We start from the raw sequence: 18,738 nt of genomic DNA, 5'->3' as shown, positions 1-18,738 counted from the left end.
ACCCCATAGTTAAAAGTCAAAGCCTGAAAGACTAGAAGAATCAAACATCATTTGCGGTTCCTCAGCATCTTTATAGGTAATTTCCTCACCAGGCTCATTGCGAATTTCTATTATATAATCAAAATCATCAATCGTATATTCAGTATTTTGCACAAAAATATCGGGATGTTCTACTACTTTTGTTGCAGATAGTCTCATTATTTCTCTTACAAGTTGAAGATGTTGTTCAGTACCTCTTCTCGTAGAAACAATCCCATCGATAATGAAGACATTATCATCATTATATTCATCAGCAATTAACTGACTACGGATTGTTTGCTTTAACAAAGTAGAAGAAACAAATAACCACTTTTTATTCGCACAAACACTTGAAGCTACAATCGATTCTGTTTTCCCTACCCTTGGCATGCCACGAATTCCAATTAATTTATGACCATCCTGTTTGTATAATTCAGCCATAAAATCAACTAAAAGTCCGAGTTCATCACGTACAAATCTAAAGGTTTTTTTATCGTCAGCATCTCGCTGTATGTATCGTCCATGTCGAACAGCTAATCGATCGCGTAGCTTTGGTACCCTAAGCTTTGTAACTGTTATGTTGTCCATCGTATTTAAGATTGATTCAAGTCTACGTATTTGATCATTGCTTCCACATTTCATCAAAAGTCCACGTCTGGAATCATCGACACCATTTATTGTAATTATATTGATTGATAACATTCCTAATAAAGATGAAATATCTCCAAGGAGCCCTGGACGATTATTTTGAATTTCATATTCTAAATACCATTCAAATGACAAGTTAGGTCACCCTTTCAAATCAACCACTACATCCTATAATATATGATTTCCCCAAAAGAAGAAAGTAGAATATTGAAAAGTGCAAAAGCCTTGTACATGTTTGATTTGATGAAAGCATTTTTTTATAATCACGTCTATAAAGGAGAAAGTGATCTTCATTCTGTGAGGTTTTACATGTTGAAAATAACATGATGATATAGAAAAAGAGAGGATTTCTCCTCTCTTTTTAATGTGAACCGTTATTTTGAACAAGTTTTACCATCATACTAGCAATTGCTTGTTGCTCTTGTTGAGATGCTACACTCCAAAGATCTGCCAACACTCGTTCTTGAGTATTCTTTGGATCAACCTGCTTTGCTAAATAATCACCGACTTCAAATGCTAAGTTATTGATAACTTTTTCGTCCATACCTTGGTTTTCAGCATGATTTAAGCGATCACCGAGGAAATTTTTCCATTCATCCCAATTTTCTAAAACAGACATAAGAAAACCTCCTTTATAATGGTTTCAAGTATATTGTTCCTTTTGAGGCACAATCTATTCCATTGCTTGCAAAAGTTTTTTACCATTATGATTTTGATCATTAGGTCGAGCACTAGTCCCGTTCGTTTTCTTAACACCAGCCACCATTCACCGATATCACCTGACCTGTAATATAAGATGCTTGCTTAGATGCTAAAAAAGATACTGTATTGGCAATTTCGTCTGGTTGTCCTAACCGCCCGAGTGGGATTTCTTCCTCTAGTTCAGTTAATTCCTCTGTTGAAAAATTAGAAAGCATTCGGGTTTGAATTGCTCCAGGCGCAATCGCGTTTACTCGAATTTGACTAGGAGCAAGCTCTTTCGCAAGAGCTTTTACAAATGAGTTTTGGCCGCCTTTAACCATTGAGTACAACACCTCACACGAAGCTCCTGTTATTCCCCAAATTGATGAAATCACAATAATATTACCTGCTCTTTTTCTAATCATCATCGGAATCAATTTTTGCGTTAGACGAAAAGGACTTGTTATATGTATATTCACCATTTGATCTATATCATCATCACTCATATCTGTCACTAAGCCGTAAAAACTCATGCCACTATTTAGAATAAGTAAGTCAATCGGCATTTGAATTTGATCTATTAAGTATTGAACGCCCGATTGCTTCGTTAAATTCGCTTGAATTGGGATCACAATGTTTTTATTTATAGAAATAGATCTAATTAGCTCCATCATCGCCCGCTCATTTTGATGATAATGAACATATAAATGATAGCCATCCTCAATAAGTTTTTTTGCAATCGCGGACCCAATCCCACCACTTGCGCCAGTTATTAAAGCATATTTATCCATTCTTTCTCTCCTTAAGAAAAGCGCAAGCGCCTTGTTCAGCCTCAGGCATAGCATAGGACGCTCAGGAATGAATAGAAGGTGTTCTTTGCCTTCAATTCCTGAGCGTCTTATGACCTCGAGGGGCTAGGACGCTTGCGCTAGACACGAAAACTAATTCAAAAAATTTTATACTTTCTTATCTCTCAAAAAAGACCCGACTTATGTCAGGCCTTTCTACCCTTTTCAATAGATTGTAGCATCCTTTAGTTACTTCGGTACAACTTGACAAACTGAGAATAATTCATCTTCAACTGCCTCTTTGAGAACAGCTGTAATATCTTCTTGTGTTAACGATTCAAGCGTTGGTACAACATCAAAAAGATTCATCTCATTAAAGGCATATCGTGTAAATTGATTTGCGATATATTCAGGTGAGTTAATGGCTCGTAAAAACGTACCTATTTTTTTATTTTTCGCGGAATCAAATGTAGTAAAGTCTACACCCTCATTTTTAGCCTTGAATAATATTTGTTTAATTTGCTCTGCCAGTTCATCTGGATGCTTAGTATCGCCACCGATCATCGCAAAGCCAAATCCATTTTCTTCGGTATAATCGTAACTGAACGTGTCGTCAATAAGCCCTTCACTATAGAGATTTTCGTAGTATGGAGAGCTCTTACTAAACAGCATATCTAAGATAATGTTCATAGATAGTTCATATTTTAATAACTCTTTCCCGGAGCGATTCGGTCTTTTTGCTTTTAATCCAACTAAACATTTAGGACTCTGCACATTCATTTTTAACTTTTCTAGCTTTTTATATGCTCCTGATGGCTCACTCGGAAATTCCCTTTTAATTTCTGACTGTGCAGTGAAATCCTTTTTCTGCTGGTTTTCTCTTACTTGCTTTAAGATTTCCTCTGGTTCTACAGCACCAACAATAAAAAGGAGCATATTACTTGGATGGTAGAACGTATGATAACACTCATATAAAGAGTCCTTCGTAATTTTAGCAATTGATTCGATTGTTCCAGCAATATCGATTCTGACCGGATGGTTTTGATAAAGGTTTTGGATCAGTCCAAAATATAAGCGCCAATCGGGATTATCATCATACATATTGATTTCCTGCCCAATAATCCCTTTTTCTTTTTCAACTGTTTGTTCTGAAAAATAGGGATCTTGCACAAAATCAATTAATGTTTCAAGATTCTGTTCAACATCACTCGTACTAGAGAACAAGTAAGCAGTGCGTGTAAATGAAGTAAACGCATTGGCTGAAGCTCCTTGTTTACTAAATTGTTGAAACACATCTCCGTCTTCTTTTTCAAAAAGTTTATGTTCAAGAAAGTGTGCAATTCCGTCCGGTACTGAATTCATTTCATTTTTATTTAATGGGACAAATCGATTATCTATCGAACCGTATTTCGTTGTAAATGTAGCAAATGTTTTGTTAAATCCCTTTTTCGGTAATACATAGACATCAAGTCCGTTTTCCATTTTTTCATAATATAGTTCTTCCTGCAGTTGCTCAAAACGAATAGGATTTGTCATGCATTTCCCCCCATTCCTTTTAAGAAATAAATTGTATCTAACTCTACCTTTTCGCCTACTTTTACAACATCTTCTTTTGTAACCTTCTCAATTCCTTGTAAATATTCATCAAAAGAACGGTTAATCTGAGCAATGATATTATGATACACAATTTCAACTATGCCATGAGGCGTATCAATCGTTTCTAATAATTGATTACGGATAACTGCCTTCGTTTGCGCAAATTCCTGGTCGGTAAAATCGCCCTTTTTCATTGCAGCCATTTGTTCACGAATAATCGTAACAGCCTGATTGTAATTTTGATTCTCAATTCCAGACATGACCATTAGTAACCCTTTATGACTCTCCACCCTTGATGCAGCATAATAGGCTAGACTCGCCTTCTCACGTACATTAATAAATAACTTAGAATGTGAAAATCCGCCAAAAATCCCATTGAATACTTGTAAAGCGTAGTAGTCATCGTCGCAATATGTACTATTTGTCCGATAACCAATATTTAATTTCCCTTGTTTAACATCTTGCTCTTCAATTACTTCTTTTTCTTTCACATCTTTATTAAAAGTTGCTTCAACTGCCGGTTCAAACGCATTGTCAAATGAAAAGTGTTTTTTTGCATACCCTTCTACTTCTTGTTGATTTAAATCACCAACTACATATAAATCGATTTTATCTGAACGCAATGCCTTTTGATAATAGTCAAATAATGTCTTTGGAGAAATTCCATCTATATCGTCAATTTCACCATTTACATGTAATGCATATGGTTCTTCTTTACACATTTCTTGTACTAGACGCAAATTAGAATATCTCATCTTGTCATCATATACAGACTGGATACGCTGCTTCATCGTTCTTTTTTCCTGTGTAACAATTTCTTCTTTAAATACTTCACCTTCAAGTAAAGGATCTAAAATAATCTCAGATAACAACTTTATCCCTTTTTCTAATAGAGGGGTAGAATCTGATAAAAATTTTTCATTTGCAATTTCCATCCGAAATGAAATAATGTGATTTTCTCCCTTTTTTGCAAGGTCCACATGAAGTGTCGCACCATATAGTTCATCCAAATGCTGTCTAAGACTAGTACTAGTAGGGAAATTTTTCGTACCTCTTTGAAGAACATATGGTAATAATGCTCTATATGTAACATCTTGTTTATTTAATGGTGCAAGGAGCTTTAAAACAATTGTATTCGTTTTAAACTTTTTCGTTCGCAAGGTATGGACAGACAATCCATTAACGTCAACAATCTCTTCATCAATATATGTCATTATGACCCTCCTTTATAGCTAATTGCTTGTAATTATAACAATACGAGGATAATAAAGGAAATAATACACATTTTTCTACGAATTTATTCTTTCTAACATTTATCCTCATTATACAAAGTATTACCAATCGAGCTGTATCAAACCGCGATCATGGCATAAAACACTTATTTCTAATATGGGTAAGCGACCTCCTTATACTAGTTTAGGAATCCTCCATTTTTCTACATCCTTTTGGTGATGATCTTTCGATTTAATAAATACGATGACGACAATGGCAGCCAGAAGACTTGCTCCACCAGAAATATAATAAATTAGATGGTCTGATACCGTCATAAAGTAGGAATAAGCAGGGGGGCCCGCCGCAACGCCAATAAATCTCATTGAACTATAAAACGATGTCATTGTACCTCTTTGATCTTTTTCAATTCTTTGCGTAATAATGGCATCGAGGCTTGGCAACGAAATTCCAATTCCGATTCCTGTAATAACTAAAAAAGAAATTAAATAAAAAAAGGAATGTTGTATTCTTAATGCGATAAAGGATACTGTCACCAATCCCATTCCAACAACAATAACGATTTTCATTAGATTTTTGCTCTCACCAATTTTTTTCCCTGAAATAAATGAGCTAATGGAGAGAGCTAATAAAGGAATCGCCAATAGTAAGCCCTTTTTTACACCGTCAATCGCATATTGCTTTTCAAGCATATCTGATAAATAAAAAAGAATTCCAAACAAAACAAACATAATAATACCACCAACTAAGAATATCGCAAAAAGCCATTTTCCATTGTGTTTAAAACACTCTTTAACAGAACGAAGAAATTCCTTAATTGGTTCTATCTCCTTTTCTTTTTTCTTAGGGACCTTCACTAGAAAAATAACAAGGAAAACACTTATTGCGCTAAAAAAAGGAATAAACAAAAAAGGTAAGAACCAAATAAAAGTAGCGAGTGTTGCACCAATGACAGGACTTAAAACCTTTCCAGCTGTATTTGCTGTTTCCGTTAACCCAAGACCTGCTGTTATTTGTTCATCCTCTGTAAACATATCCCCCACTAACGGAATGACCACTGGTGCTGCTCCAGCAGAGCCAATCCCCTGTAATACTCTTCCTAGTAAAATGAACATAAAGGGGTCATCCATCTTCCAAGAAGCCCAACCAGAAACCGCTCCACCTATACCCGCAATGATTAAACATGGTACCATGACATTTTTCCTACCGAAACGATCTGACAAATACCCTGCAATCGGTATTAAAAAAATCGCAACGATTGAATAGACACTAATAATTAGTGATACTTGAAAGGAATTAATTTTTAAGTTTTTTGAGATTAAAGGAAGAACTGGAATTAACATAGAATTTCCTAATGTCATGACGAGTGGAACAGATGATAGTGCTAACAAATCGAGCTTCTTTCTTGCTTCCATTTTTTTTCACCTTGTCTACATTATTTTTAATAACATTATCATTTTGCGTCTCCTCTGCCTAACATATACTGGGATAACTAGGAAAGAGAAATTCGCTACCACTTCGAGATTAAAATAGGATTTCAACTTTAAATAATATAAAAAACTTCTCCAACAAAAGTTGAAGAAGCACGAATGATACTTATTAACGTTTTCCTTTTATATAAGGAGTTCCAGACGCTTTTGGTGCATCCGCACGTCCAATAAATCCTGTTAAAGCAAGGATTGTTAACACATATGGCAAGATAAGCAAGTAAACAGTTGGGATATCCTTTAAGAATGGAATAGATCCACCAATTATGCTTAGGCCTTGTGCAAGTCCAAAAAATAATGCTGCTCCCATCGCACCTAGAGGATGCCATTTACCAAAAATAACGGCCGCTAGTGCCATAAATCCTTGACCACTTATTGTTGCATGACTGAAATCCCTTGAAATGATCGTTGCATATACCGCACCACCGATTCCTGCAAATGCGCCACTAAGTATAACGCCAATGTATCTCATTCTTGTTACATTAATCCCCATCGTATCTGCAGCCATTGGATGTTCCCCTACTGAGCGGAGACGAAGACCAAATGGCGTTTTGTATAATACATACCAAACGACAACAGCTACTATGATCGCGATGTAAGAAGTAACATATCCACCTGAAAAGAATATTTTACCGATTATTGGAATATCACTCAAGATCGGTACATCCCATTTATTAAAACTCACACTTATCCGGTCTGTTTGACCTTTTCCATAAATAATTTTCACTAAAAATAAGGATAAACCAAGAGCTAAAAAGTTAATCGCAACACCACTAACTGTTTGATCGGCTCTAAATGTAATAGATGCTACAGCATGAAGTAAAGAGAATATAGCTGTTACGATCATCGCAACTAAAATGGAAAGCCATGGTGTTGCACTTCCAAACATATCGACAAAACTTAAATTAAATACAATCCCCACAAACGCTCCAATAATCATTAATCCCTCAAGACCAATATTAACAACACCTGAGCGCTCACTTAAAACACCACCAAGCGCAGTAAAGATAAGAGGAGCAGCAACAAACATCGCTGTTGGAATGATTATTTCTAATGCCTGTAAAATACTCATTTATTTCCCCTCCTTTTTAAAACGAAATAAAAGCAGGCGAATAAAATAGCTTGCAGCTACGAAGAAGATAATAAGGGCAATGACAATTTCAACCAGCTCATTTGGCACGCCAGCTTCTGAAGGCATATTTAAAGCACCAACTTTTAGCCCACCAAATAATACTGCTCCAAATATCACACCTAATGCAGTGTTTCCGCCAATAAGGGCTACCGCAATACCATCAAATCCAATTCCAGTAAAACCACTCTTTACTGAAGCAAATTCAAATGTACCTAATCCTTCCATTGCACCTGCTAGCCCTGCAAATGCTCCGGAAATAACCATTGATAAGATGATATTTCGATTCACCTTCATACCGGAATAGTGTGCGGCATCATGGTTAAACCCGACAGCACGAAGTTCAAAGCCCTTCGTTGTTTTTTCAAGTAAAAACCACATAATAATCGTGGCAATAATTGCGATAAAAATACCATTGTGCATCCTTGAGAAATCAGTTAGATTTTCAAAAAATCCAGAACGTAATGATGCAGTTGGTAAGATATTATCCGTCTTATCAGCATTATCAGTAATGACATCTCTTATTATTGCATTGGTTACGTAGAGGGCAATGTAGTTCATCATGATCGAAACGATTACCTCATGCACTTTAAATCGTGCTTTCAAAAATCCAGGAACAAATCCCCAAAGGGCACCTGCTAATGCCGCTACTATGATTGAAAGCGGCAGATGAATAATCATTGGTAATTCAAAGGCAAGCCCTACCCAAACTGCAGCTAGCCACCCTACAAGAACTTGACCTTCAACACCAATATTAAAAAGTCCTGTTCGAAACGCGAATGCTACAGCTAGTCCAGATAATATGTATGGTGTTATCTGCCTTACTGTTTCACCAATATAATATGAATCGCCGAAGATTCCATACCATAATGCACTATAACCTGCAATAGGATTGTACCCACTGACTAACATGATGATCGCACCGCAAATTAAGCCTAATAAAATAGCGATTATTGGAATCAATAAGTTCATATAACGATTTAGATTCATGATGTCTCACCTGCTTTCTGACGCTTACTTCCAGCCATAAGTAATCCTAACTCTTGTTCAGTTGTTTCTTTAGGATCAACAATAGCAACGATTTCCCCTTCATAGATGACAGCGATACGATCACTTACATTGATAATTTCATCTAATTCAAAGGAAAGGAGAAGTACAGCCCTTCCATTATCACGTTGTTCAATAAGGCGATTATGAATGAATTCAATTGCGCCGACATCTAGACCACGTGTAGGTTGTGCAGCAATTAATAAGTCTGGATTACGATCTACTTCACGACCGATAATAGCCTTTTGTTGATTTCCACCGGACAATGCCCTTGCTAAAGTTGTTGAACTCGGTGTTCTTACATCAAATTCTTTAATAAGTTGCTTTGCCTTTTCATAAATTGCTTTGAAATTTAACACACCGCTTTTTGAGTACGGTTGCTGATAATACGTTTGTAATACCATGTTCTCACCAATTGGGAAATCAAGAACAAGCCCATGTTTGTGACGGTCCTCTGGGATATGACCGACACCTGACTCGGTAATTTTCCTTGGATGCATATTTGTGATAGCTTTGTTATTTAATTTAATGGTACCACCTTCAACTTTTCTTAATCCTGTGATGGCCTCAATTAATTCAGATTGGCCGTTACCATCTACTCCAGCAATTCCAACAATTTCACCTGCTCGAACGGATAGACTTAACGAATTAACCATAGGTACTTGCCGATTATCTTTCACCACTAGATTTTCAATTGCTAGCACATCTTTTGTTGGTGCTGCAGGTTTTTTTTCAGTTGTAAAGGCGACCTCACGACCAACCATTAATGAAGCTAATTCATTCGGATTTGTATCAGCTACATTGACAGTTCCAATTCCTTCACCTTTTCGAATCACTGTAACTCTGTCACAAACCTCCATAATTTCCTTCAGCTTATGTGTAATTAAAATAATTGATTTGCCCTCATTAATTAATGTCTTGAAAATGCGAATTAATTCTTTAATTTCTTGTGGTGTTAATACCGCTGTTGGTTCATCGAAAATCAAAATTTCTGCACCACGATATAATGTTTTTAAAATTTCAACACGTTGCTGCATCCCCACTGAAATATCAGATATTTTTGCGGATGGATCCACGGAAAGTCCATATTTCTTTGATATTTCTTTTACTTTCTCTTCTGCATCTTTTAAATTAATTGAGATACCTTTTTTTGGTTCATTACCTAAGATAATATTTTCAGTAACTGTAAATGTATCAACTAGCATAAAATGCTGATGAACCATTCCAATTCCTAGGTCATTTGCAATAGTAGGGTTCGTAATACCTACTTTTTGACCTTTAACTCTAATTTCTCCTTTTTCCGGTTGATAAAGTCCAAAGAGAACATTCATTAATGTTGACTTACCTGCACCATTTTCGCCTAAAAGTGCATGAATTTCGCCTTTTTTGACTTGAAGTGTAATGTTATTATTTGCAATTATGCCAGGAAATTCTTTACGAATATTTAGCATTTCAATTACATAATCCAAGCTTATTCACTCCTTTTTCCTGAACAAAATGAAGATTATATTAAATTCATTTTTGTATATTTAATAATAGTTTGGTTAAAAATCACCAAATGCAAATAATCTAAAGAGTTAGAATATTTGCATTTACCGATTTTCAGGAAGAAAGGGGCGACTTAATTGTACAGATCTCTCTAACAATGACAAGAAAATAATGGCTGGATCCCATCTTCTATATGCTAGAGGTTCTGACAATTTTTATTAAGTCGTCCCCTTTGTACTTTCTCTCTTATTTTGTAGGTACTACAATTTCACCCTTAAGAATTTTCTCTTGATATTCTGCTACTTTCGTCTTTACCTCTTCTGATAAATGTTCATCATGTGGAGCAGGTGCAATACCGATTGCATCTTCTTCAATTCCATATTCAAGCACTTCTCCACCTGGGAATTCACCAGTTTTAGCTTTTTCAGCAAGGTCTTTAACAGCAACGTCTACACGTTTCACCATTGAAGTTAAAGTAATATTAAACTCTTCACCAGCTTTTGTCTTACCGTTACCATCTTCATATTGGTCTTTATCAACACCGATTACCCAAAGTTCACGATCTGGATTTTTTACTTTTAAGTCAATCGCTTCAGAGAATACACCATTACCACTACCGCCTGCTGCATGATAAATAATGTCTATACCAGCACCGTACATACTAGAAGCAATCGCTTTACCTTTATCAGCTGCTGTAAACGATCCAGCGTATTGAACGTCAACATTTGCATTAGGATTTACCGCTTTTACACCTTCAATAAAACCAACTTCAAACTTTGTGATTAAATCAGACTCTATACCACCAACGAAACCAATTTTATTTGTTTTCGTTGTTAAACCAGCAACAACCCCAGCTAAGTATGAACCTTCATTCTCTTTAAAAGTTAGGCTGACAACGTTTGGTTGTTCAACAACACTATCAACAATAACGAAGTGTGCATTTTTTTGTTGACCTGCGATTTCATCAATCGCACCTTGTAATTTATAACCAACTCCATAGATTAAATCAAAGTCATTACGAACAAGTGTATTTAAGTTTGTCGCATAATCCGCATCATTTGCAGATTGTAGGTAATTATAACCACCTTTGCCCTTTTCAAGGTCGTTTGCTTTACCGTATTCTTGAATACCTTCCCATGCAGATTGGTTGAATGATTTATCGTCAACTCCACCTTCATCCGTTACCATTGCAATTGAGAATGCATCTTGTGCATCTTTTCCACCAGCTTCTTCTTTCTTATCAGCACCGGCCCCACAACCCGCTAATAACGTACCAGCAGCTAGTACTAAAGATAATGCTATTCCACTTTTTTTCTTCATCAGTATTTCCCCCTATTCATTAAATTAAGTATTTGTTTAAACCCTAACCAGCATTTTCGAGCACAATCACCTCCCTATCGTACGATTGTACTCAACAATCATTGAAAACAACATTATAGTGATACACATTTGGACGTGAAGCGTATTTCCCCATATAGTGTAATCCCCTACAACGTTATATTGTCTATTATTTACTTATAACCGTTTTCTTACAACATGAAAACTAAAGTGGTCTGCTCTAAAATAGTTTAATGAATATAATACTGGACGATCTTGAGCATCAAAATGCATTTGCTTTAACAAAAGTAAAGACGTTTCCGGATCACATTGCAAAATCGGAGAAATTTTCTCATGATAGCCAATTGGATCGATATGTGTGACAGCATAACTAATATAAATATTTGCTTTTTCCTCTAATAATTTAAATAACGATTCCTGCTCATGATCAAACGTTTCCGGCAAAATATATGTAGGAATTTTATCTAAACAATAAACCACTGGTTCACAATTTGCTGTTCGTACTCTCTCTAATTGGAAGATTTCCTCTTCAATTTCACATCTAAATCCTTTCACATCATCTTCTGTAGCGCCAGTTATCGATGATGAAAGAAATATGGTACCAGGTGTAAGGTTTGCTTTTTCAATCATTCCTGTTACACTATCCAATTGTTCGATACCTGAAGTGAAACGCGGCTTTGAGTTTACAAATGTACCAACACCATGCCTTCTTATGATTACGTTTTCTTCCTCTAAAATTCGGAGTGCTTCTCGTAAAGTTGCTCTACTGACACCTAAGCTTTTTGACAGTTCAAATTCAGATGGAAGTTTTTCCTTTTCCTTGTATGTACCACTATCAATGTCTTCTTTAATTTTATCAATAACTTGTAAATACAAATGTCGATTGTCAGATTTTATGCTCATTCGTTGCCTCCAACTTATCCGCTATGTACAAGAGATCAGACCTCTGATGTTATACCCCTATCTCTAATCCAAGATACTATATCATGTTTTTAAGTAGAAATAAATAGAATCTAATTATTTTTGTCGAAATAAAGAGAAAATAATAATATTATCTTGTTATTATCGGGAGTTTCATCACCTATTGTTCGGTTTTAGCATCGTTTCTCAAATCCAAAATAAAATGCTCCGTAAAAAAAATAAACAGAATATGATTTTATCTTACATCATACTCTGTTTAGTTATATCCATTATGAGGTTAATTCATCATGATTGTCTTTAGCGATTAGGACATCTCGAGGTTTGCTCCCTTCATAAGGACCAACAACTCCTCTTTCCTCCATTGCATCGATTAATCTTGCTGCTCGCGTATAACCGACACGAAAACGTCTTTGTAACATTGAGACAGATGCTGTTTGCATGTCAACGACAAGTTGGACGGCATCTTGATATAGATCATCCTGAACTTCACTTTTGGTTTCTACGATATCGGTTGGAATCATTTCTTCTTGATATTGAGCTTTTTGTTGAGCAATAACAAAATCAACTGTTTCTTCCACTTCCTCATCAGATAAAAATGCCCCTTGTACACGGACTGGTTTTGATGAACCAACAGGTAAAAAGAGCATATCGCCTCTACCTAAGAGCTTTTCCGCTCCACCCATATCTAGAATGGTTCTAGAATCTGTTTGGGACGAGACACTAAAGGCAATCCTAGATGGAATATTCGCTTTAATGACTCCTGTAATAACATCAACAGATGGACGTTGTGTTGCAATAATTAAATGAATTCCGGCAGCACGTGCCATTTGTGATAATCTTGTAATGGAGTCTTCAACATCACTAGATGCAACCATCATTAAATCTGCTAACTCATCAACAATGACAACGATGTATGGGATTTCAGGCTGCTTCGCTTCTTCCTTACGATTATTCCTTCTTATAATTTCGTTATAGCCCTCGATGTTTCTTGTTCCAGTATGTGAAAATAACTCATAACGACGTTCCATTTCATTCACTACTTTTTTCAACGCTTGCGATGCTTTTTTCGGATCTGTTACAACAGGTGCTAGCAAATGTGGGACTCCATTATACACATTGAGTTCTACCATTTTGGGGTCAATCATCATCAGCTTAACTTCATGTGGCTTCGCACGCATTAAAATACTTGTGATAATACCATTTATACAAACACTTTTCCCACTCCCAGTCGCACCTGCAACAAGTAAATGTGGCATTTTATTTAGTTCTGCTAATACTGCATCTCCTGAAATATCTCGTCCTAGCCCAATTAATAGCTTCGCTTCAGGTCGATCATTCGCTTTCGACTCTAGTACCTCTCTCAATGAAACCATGGCAACTTCCGAATTTGGCACCTCAATACCAACAGCAGATTTCCCTGGAATGGGAGCCTCAATTCGAATACCTTTTGCAGCTAGTGCAAGTGCTATGTCATCACTTAAATTGACAATCTTACTAACTTTAACCCCAACATCCGGATACACTTCATATTTTGTAACAGCTGGTCCTAAATGTACTTGTGTAACCTTCGCTTTTACACCAAAGCTTTGAAATGTTTTTTCAAGCTTTCTTGCATTTTCATAAATATTTTTCTTATCTGCACTTTGAGCATTATGTTTTGGCGCATGTAATAATTCAATTGGAGGTAATTCATAGTCTTTGTTCTCTATTTCTACAAACGTCATCGGCTGGAGCACCACTTTTTCTTGAGGTGGGTCGGCTGGTGTTGCGTCTTTCGTTTTTTGCTTCGTACTTTGCATCGTGTTCGCCACATTCGCGGCATCTACTTTTTGATGTTGATCTTCATCCATTGTGTGAATAATCATTTCCTGACTTTCGGCTTCCCCATGGTCAGAAAAACTTGAGATAATTGGCTGGAGGTCATCTTGGTCATCAACAATTTCTAAATCTTTTTTGTTTGCCTTCTCCGCTACTTTTTCTTTCTTACTTTGTTTTTGTGTGGCTCGCTTTCGCTTTAAAGCTTTTGGCAAGCTTTTCATATCTTCTATAAATCCGATGATTTGATTTTTCAACACGTTTCCTACAGGTACTAAAACTTTGGCTAATGTTACTTGAAGCGATCGACCGGTAATCAAAATAATCCCGATTACAATTAAGACAATCGCGATGATTCTTGAGCCAGCTTCTGCGAATAAATAATATGAAGCTGCAAAAAACAGTGCTCCAAACATTCCTCCACCTAAATCAACCGTACTTACCTCTCCCTTTACATCCATCCAAAATAATTCAAATGTGTTCGAGAGTACGCTTGGTGTAGCAAATGTACCATTATGTGATAACATTTTGAAAAGAGTCACATGACTTAATAATAACAGGGAGGCTGTTACACAATAGATCCCAATCATTTGTCTAGTAAATAGCATTGGGATTTGACGTTTCCAAATTAAATAGAGGGAAAATATGACGATTCCTATTAAGAAGAGCATATACCATTCCCCGCTAAAAAAACGGAATAAATGGACGATTGTCGTTCCAACAAATCCAAGCTTTGAAATTGCAATGAGAGCAACCGCTAGAATAATTAATCCTGCAAGCTCAAACTTTAACGTTTTTTTCCAATCATCCGCTGATTTTCTTCGTTTTCTTTTTCGTTTCACCATTCATATCACACCTATGTAAATTTGTTCTAATAAAATAAGATAAGTTTATAACTCTTTTTGCCATGGCTTTAACAGAGATGATTGTCCTTTTCTAAAAGTTCAACGATTATTATTATTGAGAGGGGCTAAGTCATTTGCATAAGACAAGAAACTAAGTTAAAAACTTATATTTTCTTAAGTAATAAAGAAAGCAGCCAAATCAGGCTGCTTTTATCATTATTTTCTTATTATACCATAATTATCTTAGTTGGTAGAAATGGACATGGTAATTTTTTGCCCTGGGCAGTATTGATTATCAAGAAAATGTTGAGGATCGCTACTAAGCACCCTAACAATTTCATATTGGGAATCGACCGTTGTTTGGACAAGAAGAGGAACACCATTCATTTCAACGACTGTTTGTTTTGCATATTCATCATCTAATGTAGGGAACATCAACTCTTCTGGCATCGTCGTATAAAAGATCATTGCAGCACCTGCTCTTCATCTGATTTATCGAGAAAACTATTCAGCTTTTGAATCGCTTGACCGATTCCTCCAACTTCATCAATTAACCCGTATTCTACTGCATCTGGTCCCACTACGTTAGTTCCGATATCTCGAGTTAAATTCCCCTTTGAAAGCATTAGTTCTTTAAACTTTTCTTCCGTAATATTTGAATTCTTTGTAACAAAATTTATCACTCGCTCTTGCATCTTATCTAAATACTCAAACGTTTGCGGGACCCCAATAACTAAACCTGTTAATCTAACTGGATGTATTGTCATCGTTGCTGATTCAACGATAAATGAATAATTACATGAAACGGCGATTGGGACCCCAATTGAGTGGCCTCCGCCAAGAACAATAGACACTGTTGGTTTTGAAATAGAGGAAAGCATCTCAGCAATTGCCAGACCTGCTTCCACATCCCCGCCAACAGTATTTAAAATGACTAATAAGCCTTCAATATTAGGATTTTGTTCAATTGCTACGATTTGGGGAATTACATGTTCATATTTCGTTGTTTTATTTTGAGGTGGAAGCTGGATATGGCCTTCAATTTGTCCAACAATTGTTAAACAATGAATTTTTGAATCTTGGCCCATTTGCGGCACATTTGTTTGGCCCAATTGCTGAATCTTCTCTACAATTGAAGATTCCTTACCTTCTTGATTCTCTGGGCCATCATTTTGTTCATTACTTTGTATGTAATCATCACGATTCGTCATGTTTTCCATCCTTTCTAATTCAATCTCCTTGTAGTATTTACAACCTTAGTGATTTCATGCGAAAAAGAAGAGCGGAGTAACCTTAACATAAAGCTAGACTACCATCAGTGGGAGTTTTCTTTATCCCCCCATTCTTATCTTTGAACAAAAGTGCAAGTGCCTTGATTGGTCTCGGGCAAATAAACGTTAAAAAAAAGCATTGACCATATGATCAACGCTTTTCTAATTTTAACTATTTTAGCAAATTTCTTGGCTATACTTATATTAATATAAAGATGTACAGTTTTGTTCCGTCAAATTTCCATGATGATTGGTAAAATCATTGGCCTTCTTTTTGTTTTCTCATAGAGATATTGATTAAGTGCCTCTCTTATATTCAGCTTTAAAGTAGACCATTCAATTGTATGTTCTTGCAGGCTACGATTAACAATATTCGATACAATTTCTGTCGCGTTACTTATTAACTCTTCTGACTCACGGACATAGACGAAACCTCTTGTAATGATCTCTGGGCCAGAAATAATTTGTTTTTTCTTTTTTTCCAAAGTGACTACAACAATAAGAATCCCATCCTGTGATAATAAGCGACGATCACGTAATACAATATTGCCAACGTCACCAATTCCTAAGCCATCGATTAAGATATTACCTGCTGGAACCTTACCACCCGTATAGACGTTGTCACCTTTGAATTCAATAACATCACCTTTTTCAACGATAAAAACGTTTTCCTCACGGATACCTACATGATTCGCTAACTTTGCATGTGCTTTTTGCATTTTATATTCACCATGAATCGGAATAAAAAATGTTGGCTTTGTTAAGTTAAGCATCATTTTTAGTTCTTCTTGATGTCCATGTCCAGAAACATGTATTTGCTTTTGGTCGAATACTACATTTGCACCTGCTCTCAATAACAAATCAATTGTTTTTGAGAACACAAGCTCTTGCCCAGGAATTGGGGTAGCTGCAACAAGGACTGTATCGTCTTCACGGATATTGACATGTTTATGAGATTGCTTTGCCATTCTAGCAAGGACAGCAAGTGGCTCCCCCTGATTGCTTGTTGTTAAAATAACAACTTCATTTATTGGATGCTTGTCGATCTCACTAACTGAAATGAGTAACTCTTCTTCAACATCAATATATCCTAGATTAATAGCTAAGTTTAGTATATCCTTCATATTTTTACCAACAACTGCAAGTTTGCGCTTATTATTTACAGCCGCATTAATTACTTGCTGAATACGATAGAGGTTTGGTGCAAAGACCGAGACAATGACTCTGCCTTTGGAACTATATACAACATCGGAAATTTCATCGCCAACGCTGGATTCTGAACCTGTAAATCCAGCCTTTTCTGCATTAATACTATCCGATAATAAGCATAAAACACCTTCATCACCAATCTTGGCAATTTTCCCAATATCCATCTGACGACCCTGGTCTGATGTTTGTCCAAATTTAAAGTCTCCTGTATGTACGATTGACCCCATTGTCGTTGAAAAGCTAATCCCAACTGAATCTGGTATACTATGATTCGTTCTAAAGAAGGTTACATTTGTACTTGAAAAAGCTAAAACTGTATCGGATTCAATTTCTTTCACTAATATTGATTGTTTCATACGACTTTCTTTAATTTTTTCGCCGACTAATGCTAAGGTAAGTTTAGTCCCATAAATAGGAACATTTAAATTATTAAGCAGGTAAAAGATCCCTCCGATATTTTCATCGTGACCGTTGGTTAGAAAAACCCCTTTTACACGCTCTCTATTTTCTTTCAAATATGTAATATCTGGTATAACCATATCAATCCCTAACATTTCACCCTCTGGATACATTAACCCAGCATCAACAACAAAAATATCTGTATTAATTTCAATTACAAACATATTTTTGCCGACTTCACCTACGCCGCCAAGCGCGATTAATTTTATATTTTCTGTCTTTTCCATGATTTCATAAATCCTCCCTATTGTAGTACCCGTTCAATGTCACTTAGAAACATTATACCTGATGAAAGAATTGGAATACAAGGAAATTTTCACCGTTTCGTTTTTCAAATTACAATAGGTTAACGTCAATCTATGAACAAATGAGAAAAACTAGGTAAATACAACAAGATTTCCGTCAAGGTATTTCTATTTTTAGATCCTCTTAAAGAACAAAAGCCCAAGCGCCTTGATCAGCCCTAAGGCAGGCATAAGGCGCGCATGACTAGAAGGTGTACTTTGCCTTTAATTCATGCGTGGCTAGAGATCTTAGAGGGACCGGACGCTTGCGCTAGATGTCGTGCGCTTATCCACAGTACAAGAATTTTATAGTTTCCTATAACAAAATAAAAAGGTCTGATTAAAGTATCAGACCTTTCAGATTGTCGACAAAAGGGGTTCGGAATGGTTTCATTCCGAACCTCTTTTGCGATTTTCTTGGAAATTCACCTCAAATGAATGAGGATAGACCTCTCTTAGCTCACTTTATTATGCCATTTCTGAA

At 36.1% G+C, this 18,738-nt stretch carries 15 protein-coding genes; all 15 read right to left on the bottom strand.

The window, feature by feature from the left end; all coding sequences use genetic code 11:
* Positions 1-9: 9 nt before the first annotated feature.
* Positions 10-801 carry a DUF3388 domain-containing protein gene (locus K9V48_RS09615; protein WP_224138692.1) on the bottom strand — a complete coding sequence of 264 codons (792 nt, stop codon included), beginning with the start codon at positions 799-801 and terminating at the stop codon, positions 10-12.
* A 226-nt stretch (positions 802-1,027) separates the two neighbouring features.
* Positions 1,028-1,285, bottom strand: coding sequence for a DUF3243 domain-containing protein (locus tag K9V48_RS09610; RefSeq protein WP_111614918.1), 258 nt, complete (start codon positions 1,283-1,285; stop codon positions 1,028-1,030).
* 130 nt (positions 1,286-1,415) lie between these two features.
* The gene (ymfI, locus tag K9V48_RS09605; protein WP_224138691.1) at positions 1,416-2,138 is read right to left on the bottom strand and encodes an elongation factor P 5-aminopentanone reductase; all 723 of its coding nucleotides are present in this window, start codon (positions 2,136-2,138) and stop codon (positions 1,416-1,418) included.
* Between the two features lie 246 nt (positions 2,139-2,384).
* The gene (gene yfmH, locus K9V48_RS09600; RefSeq protein ID WP_224138689.1) at positions 2,385-3,671 is read right to left on the bottom strand and encodes an EF-P 5-aminopentanol modification-associated protein YfmH; all 1,287 of its coding nucleotides are present in this window, start codon (positions 3,669-3,671) and stop codon (positions 2,385-2,387) included.
* Positions 3,668-4,945 carry an EF-P 5-aminopentanol modification-associated protein YfmF gene (yfmF, locus tag K9V48_RS09595; RefSeq protein ID WP_224138687.1) on the bottom strand — a complete coding sequence of 426 codons (1,278 nt, stop codon included), beginning with the start codon at positions 4,943-4,945 and terminating at the stop codon, positions 3,668-3,670. The genes yfmH and yfmF overlap by 4 nt, the downstream gene beginning before the upstream one ends.
* Positions 4,946-5,137: 192 nt before the next feature.
* Positions 5,138-6,376 carry a bacillibactin exporter BcbE gene (gene bcbE / locus K9V48_RS09590; protein ID WP_224138686.1) on the bottom strand — a complete coding sequence of 413 codons (1,239 nt, stop codon included), beginning with the start codon at positions 6,374-6,376 and terminating at the stop codon, positions 5,138-5,140.
* A gap of 184 nt (positions 6,377-6,560) precedes the next feature.
* Positions 6,561-7,520 carry an ABC transporter permease gene (locus K9V48_RS09585; protein WP_224138684.1) on the bottom strand — a complete coding sequence of 320 codons (960 nt, stop codon included), beginning with the start codon at positions 7,518-7,520 and terminating at the stop codon, positions 6,561-6,563.
* Positions 7,521-8,567 carry an ABC transporter permease gene (locus tag K9V48_RS09580; protein WP_224138682.1) on the bottom strand — a complete coding sequence of 349 codons (1,047 nt, stop codon included), beginning with the start codon at positions 8,565-8,567 and terminating at the stop codon, positions 7,521-7,523. It lies immediately after the preceding gene.
* Complete coding sequence (locus K9V48_RS09575) at positions 8,564-10,093, bottom strand: ABC transporter ATP-binding protein (RefSeq protein ID WP_224138679.1); 1,530 nt, start codon at positions 10,091-10,093, stop codon at positions 8,564-8,566. The genes K9V48_RS09580 and K9V48_RS09575 overlap by 4 nt, the downstream gene beginning before the upstream one ends.
* Positions 10,094-10,358: 265 nt before the next feature.
* The gene (locus K9V48_RS09570) at positions 10,359-11,432 is read right to left on the bottom strand and encodes a BMP family lipoprotein (RefSeq protein ID WP_308012539.1); all 1,074 of its coding nucleotides are present in this window, start codon (positions 11,430-11,432) and stop codon (positions 10,359-10,361) included.
* Between the two features lie 195 nt (positions 11,433-11,627).
* Positions 11,628-12,353: a GntR family transcriptional regulator gene (locus K9V48_RS09565; RefSeq protein WP_224138678.1), complete on the bottom strand. Its 726-nt coding sequence runs from the start codon at positions 12,351-12,353 to the stop codon at positions 11,628-11,630.
* Between the two features lie 287 nt (positions 12,354-12,640).
* Positions 12,641-15,031: a DNA translocase FtsK gene (locus K9V48_RS09560; RefSeq protein ID WP_224138677.1), complete on the bottom strand. Its 2,391-nt coding sequence runs from the start codon at positions 15,029-15,031 to the stop codon at positions 12,641-12,643.
* A 243-nt stretch (positions 15,032-15,274) separates the two neighbouring features.
* Positions 15,275-15,499, bottom strand: coding sequence for a YlzJ-like family protein (locus K9V48_RS09555; RefSeq protein WP_224138676.1), 225 nt, complete (start codon positions 15,497-15,499; stop codon positions 15,275-15,277).
* Positions 15,496-16,242 (bottom strand): ClpP family protease, encoded by a 747-nt coding sequence (locus K9V48_RS09550; protein ID WP_224138674.1) that lies wholly within the window; start codon positions 16,240-16,242, stop codon positions 15,496-15,498. The genes K9V48_RS09555 and K9V48_RS09550 overlap by 4 nt, the downstream gene beginning before the upstream one ends.
* Positions 16,243-16,535: 293 nt before the next feature.
* On the bottom strand, positions 16,536-18,197 hold the full coding sequence (locus K9V48_RS09545) for a ribonuclease J (RefSeq protein WP_224138672.1): 1,662 nt from the start codon (positions 18,195-18,197) through the stop codon (positions 16,536-16,538).
* Positions 18,198-18,738 lie beyond the last annotated feature (541 nt).

This window comes from Metabacillus rhizolycopersici, from assembly GCF_020075705.1.
Note: the sequence above shows the minus strand (reverse complement) of the source record. Positions and strands in the feature narration are given on the sequence as shown.

Excerpts from the sequence above, each read along its gene's own strand:
- K9V48_RS09560 (WP_224138677.1), bottom strand. The coding sequence starts at position 15,031 with ATGGTGAAACGAAAAAGAAAACGAAGAAAATCAGCGGATGATTGGAAA.
- K9V48_RS09550 (WP_224138674.1), bottom strand. The coding sequence starts at position 16,242 with ATGACGAATCGTGATGATTACATACAAAGTAATGAACAAAATGATGGC.
- yfmH (WP_224138689.1), bottom strand. The coding sequence starts at position 3,671 with ATGACAAATCCTATTCGTTTTGAGCAACTGCAGGAAGAACTATATTAT.
- K9V48_RS09555 (WP_224138676.1), bottom strand. The coding sequence starts at position 15,499 with ATGATCTTTTATACGACGATGCCAGAAGAGTTGATGTTCCCTACATTA.
- K9V48_RS09565 (WP_224138678.1), bottom strand. The coding sequence starts at position 12,353 with ATGAGCATAAAATCTGACAATCGACATTTGTATTTACAAGTTATTGAT.
- K9V48_RS09610 (WP_111614918.1), bottom strand. The coding sequence starts at position 1,285 with ATGTCTGTTTTAGAAAATTGGGATGAATGGAAAAATTTCCTCGGTGAT.
- bcbE (WP_224138686.1), bottom strand. The coding sequence starts at position 6,376 with ATGGAAGCAAGAAAGAAGCTCGATTTGTTAGCACTATCATCTGTTCCA.
- ymfI (WP_224138691.1), bottom strand. The coding sequence starts at position 2,138 with ATGGATAAATATGCTTTAATAACTGGCGCAAGTGGTGGGATTGGGTCC.
- K9V48_RS09545 (WP_224138672.1), bottom strand. The coding sequence starts at position 18,197 with ATGGAAAAGACAGAAAATATAAAATTAATCGCGCTTGGCGGCGTAGGT.
- K9V48_RS09580 (WP_224138682.1), bottom strand. The coding sequence starts at position 8,567 with ATGAATCTAAATCGTTATATGAACTTATTGATTCCAATAATCGCTATT.
- yfmF (WP_224138687.1), bottom strand. The coding sequence starts at position 4,945 with ATGACATATATTGATGAAGAGATTGTTGACGTTAATGGATTGTCTGTC.
- K9V48_RS09570 (WP_308012539.1), bottom strand. The coding sequence starts at position 11,432 with ATGAAGAAAAAAAGTGGAATAGCATTATCTTTAGTACTAGCTGCTGGT.
- K9V48_RS09585 (WP_224138684.1), bottom strand. The coding sequence starts at position 7,520 with ATGAGTATTTTACAGGCATTAGAAATAATCATTCCAACAGCGATGTTT.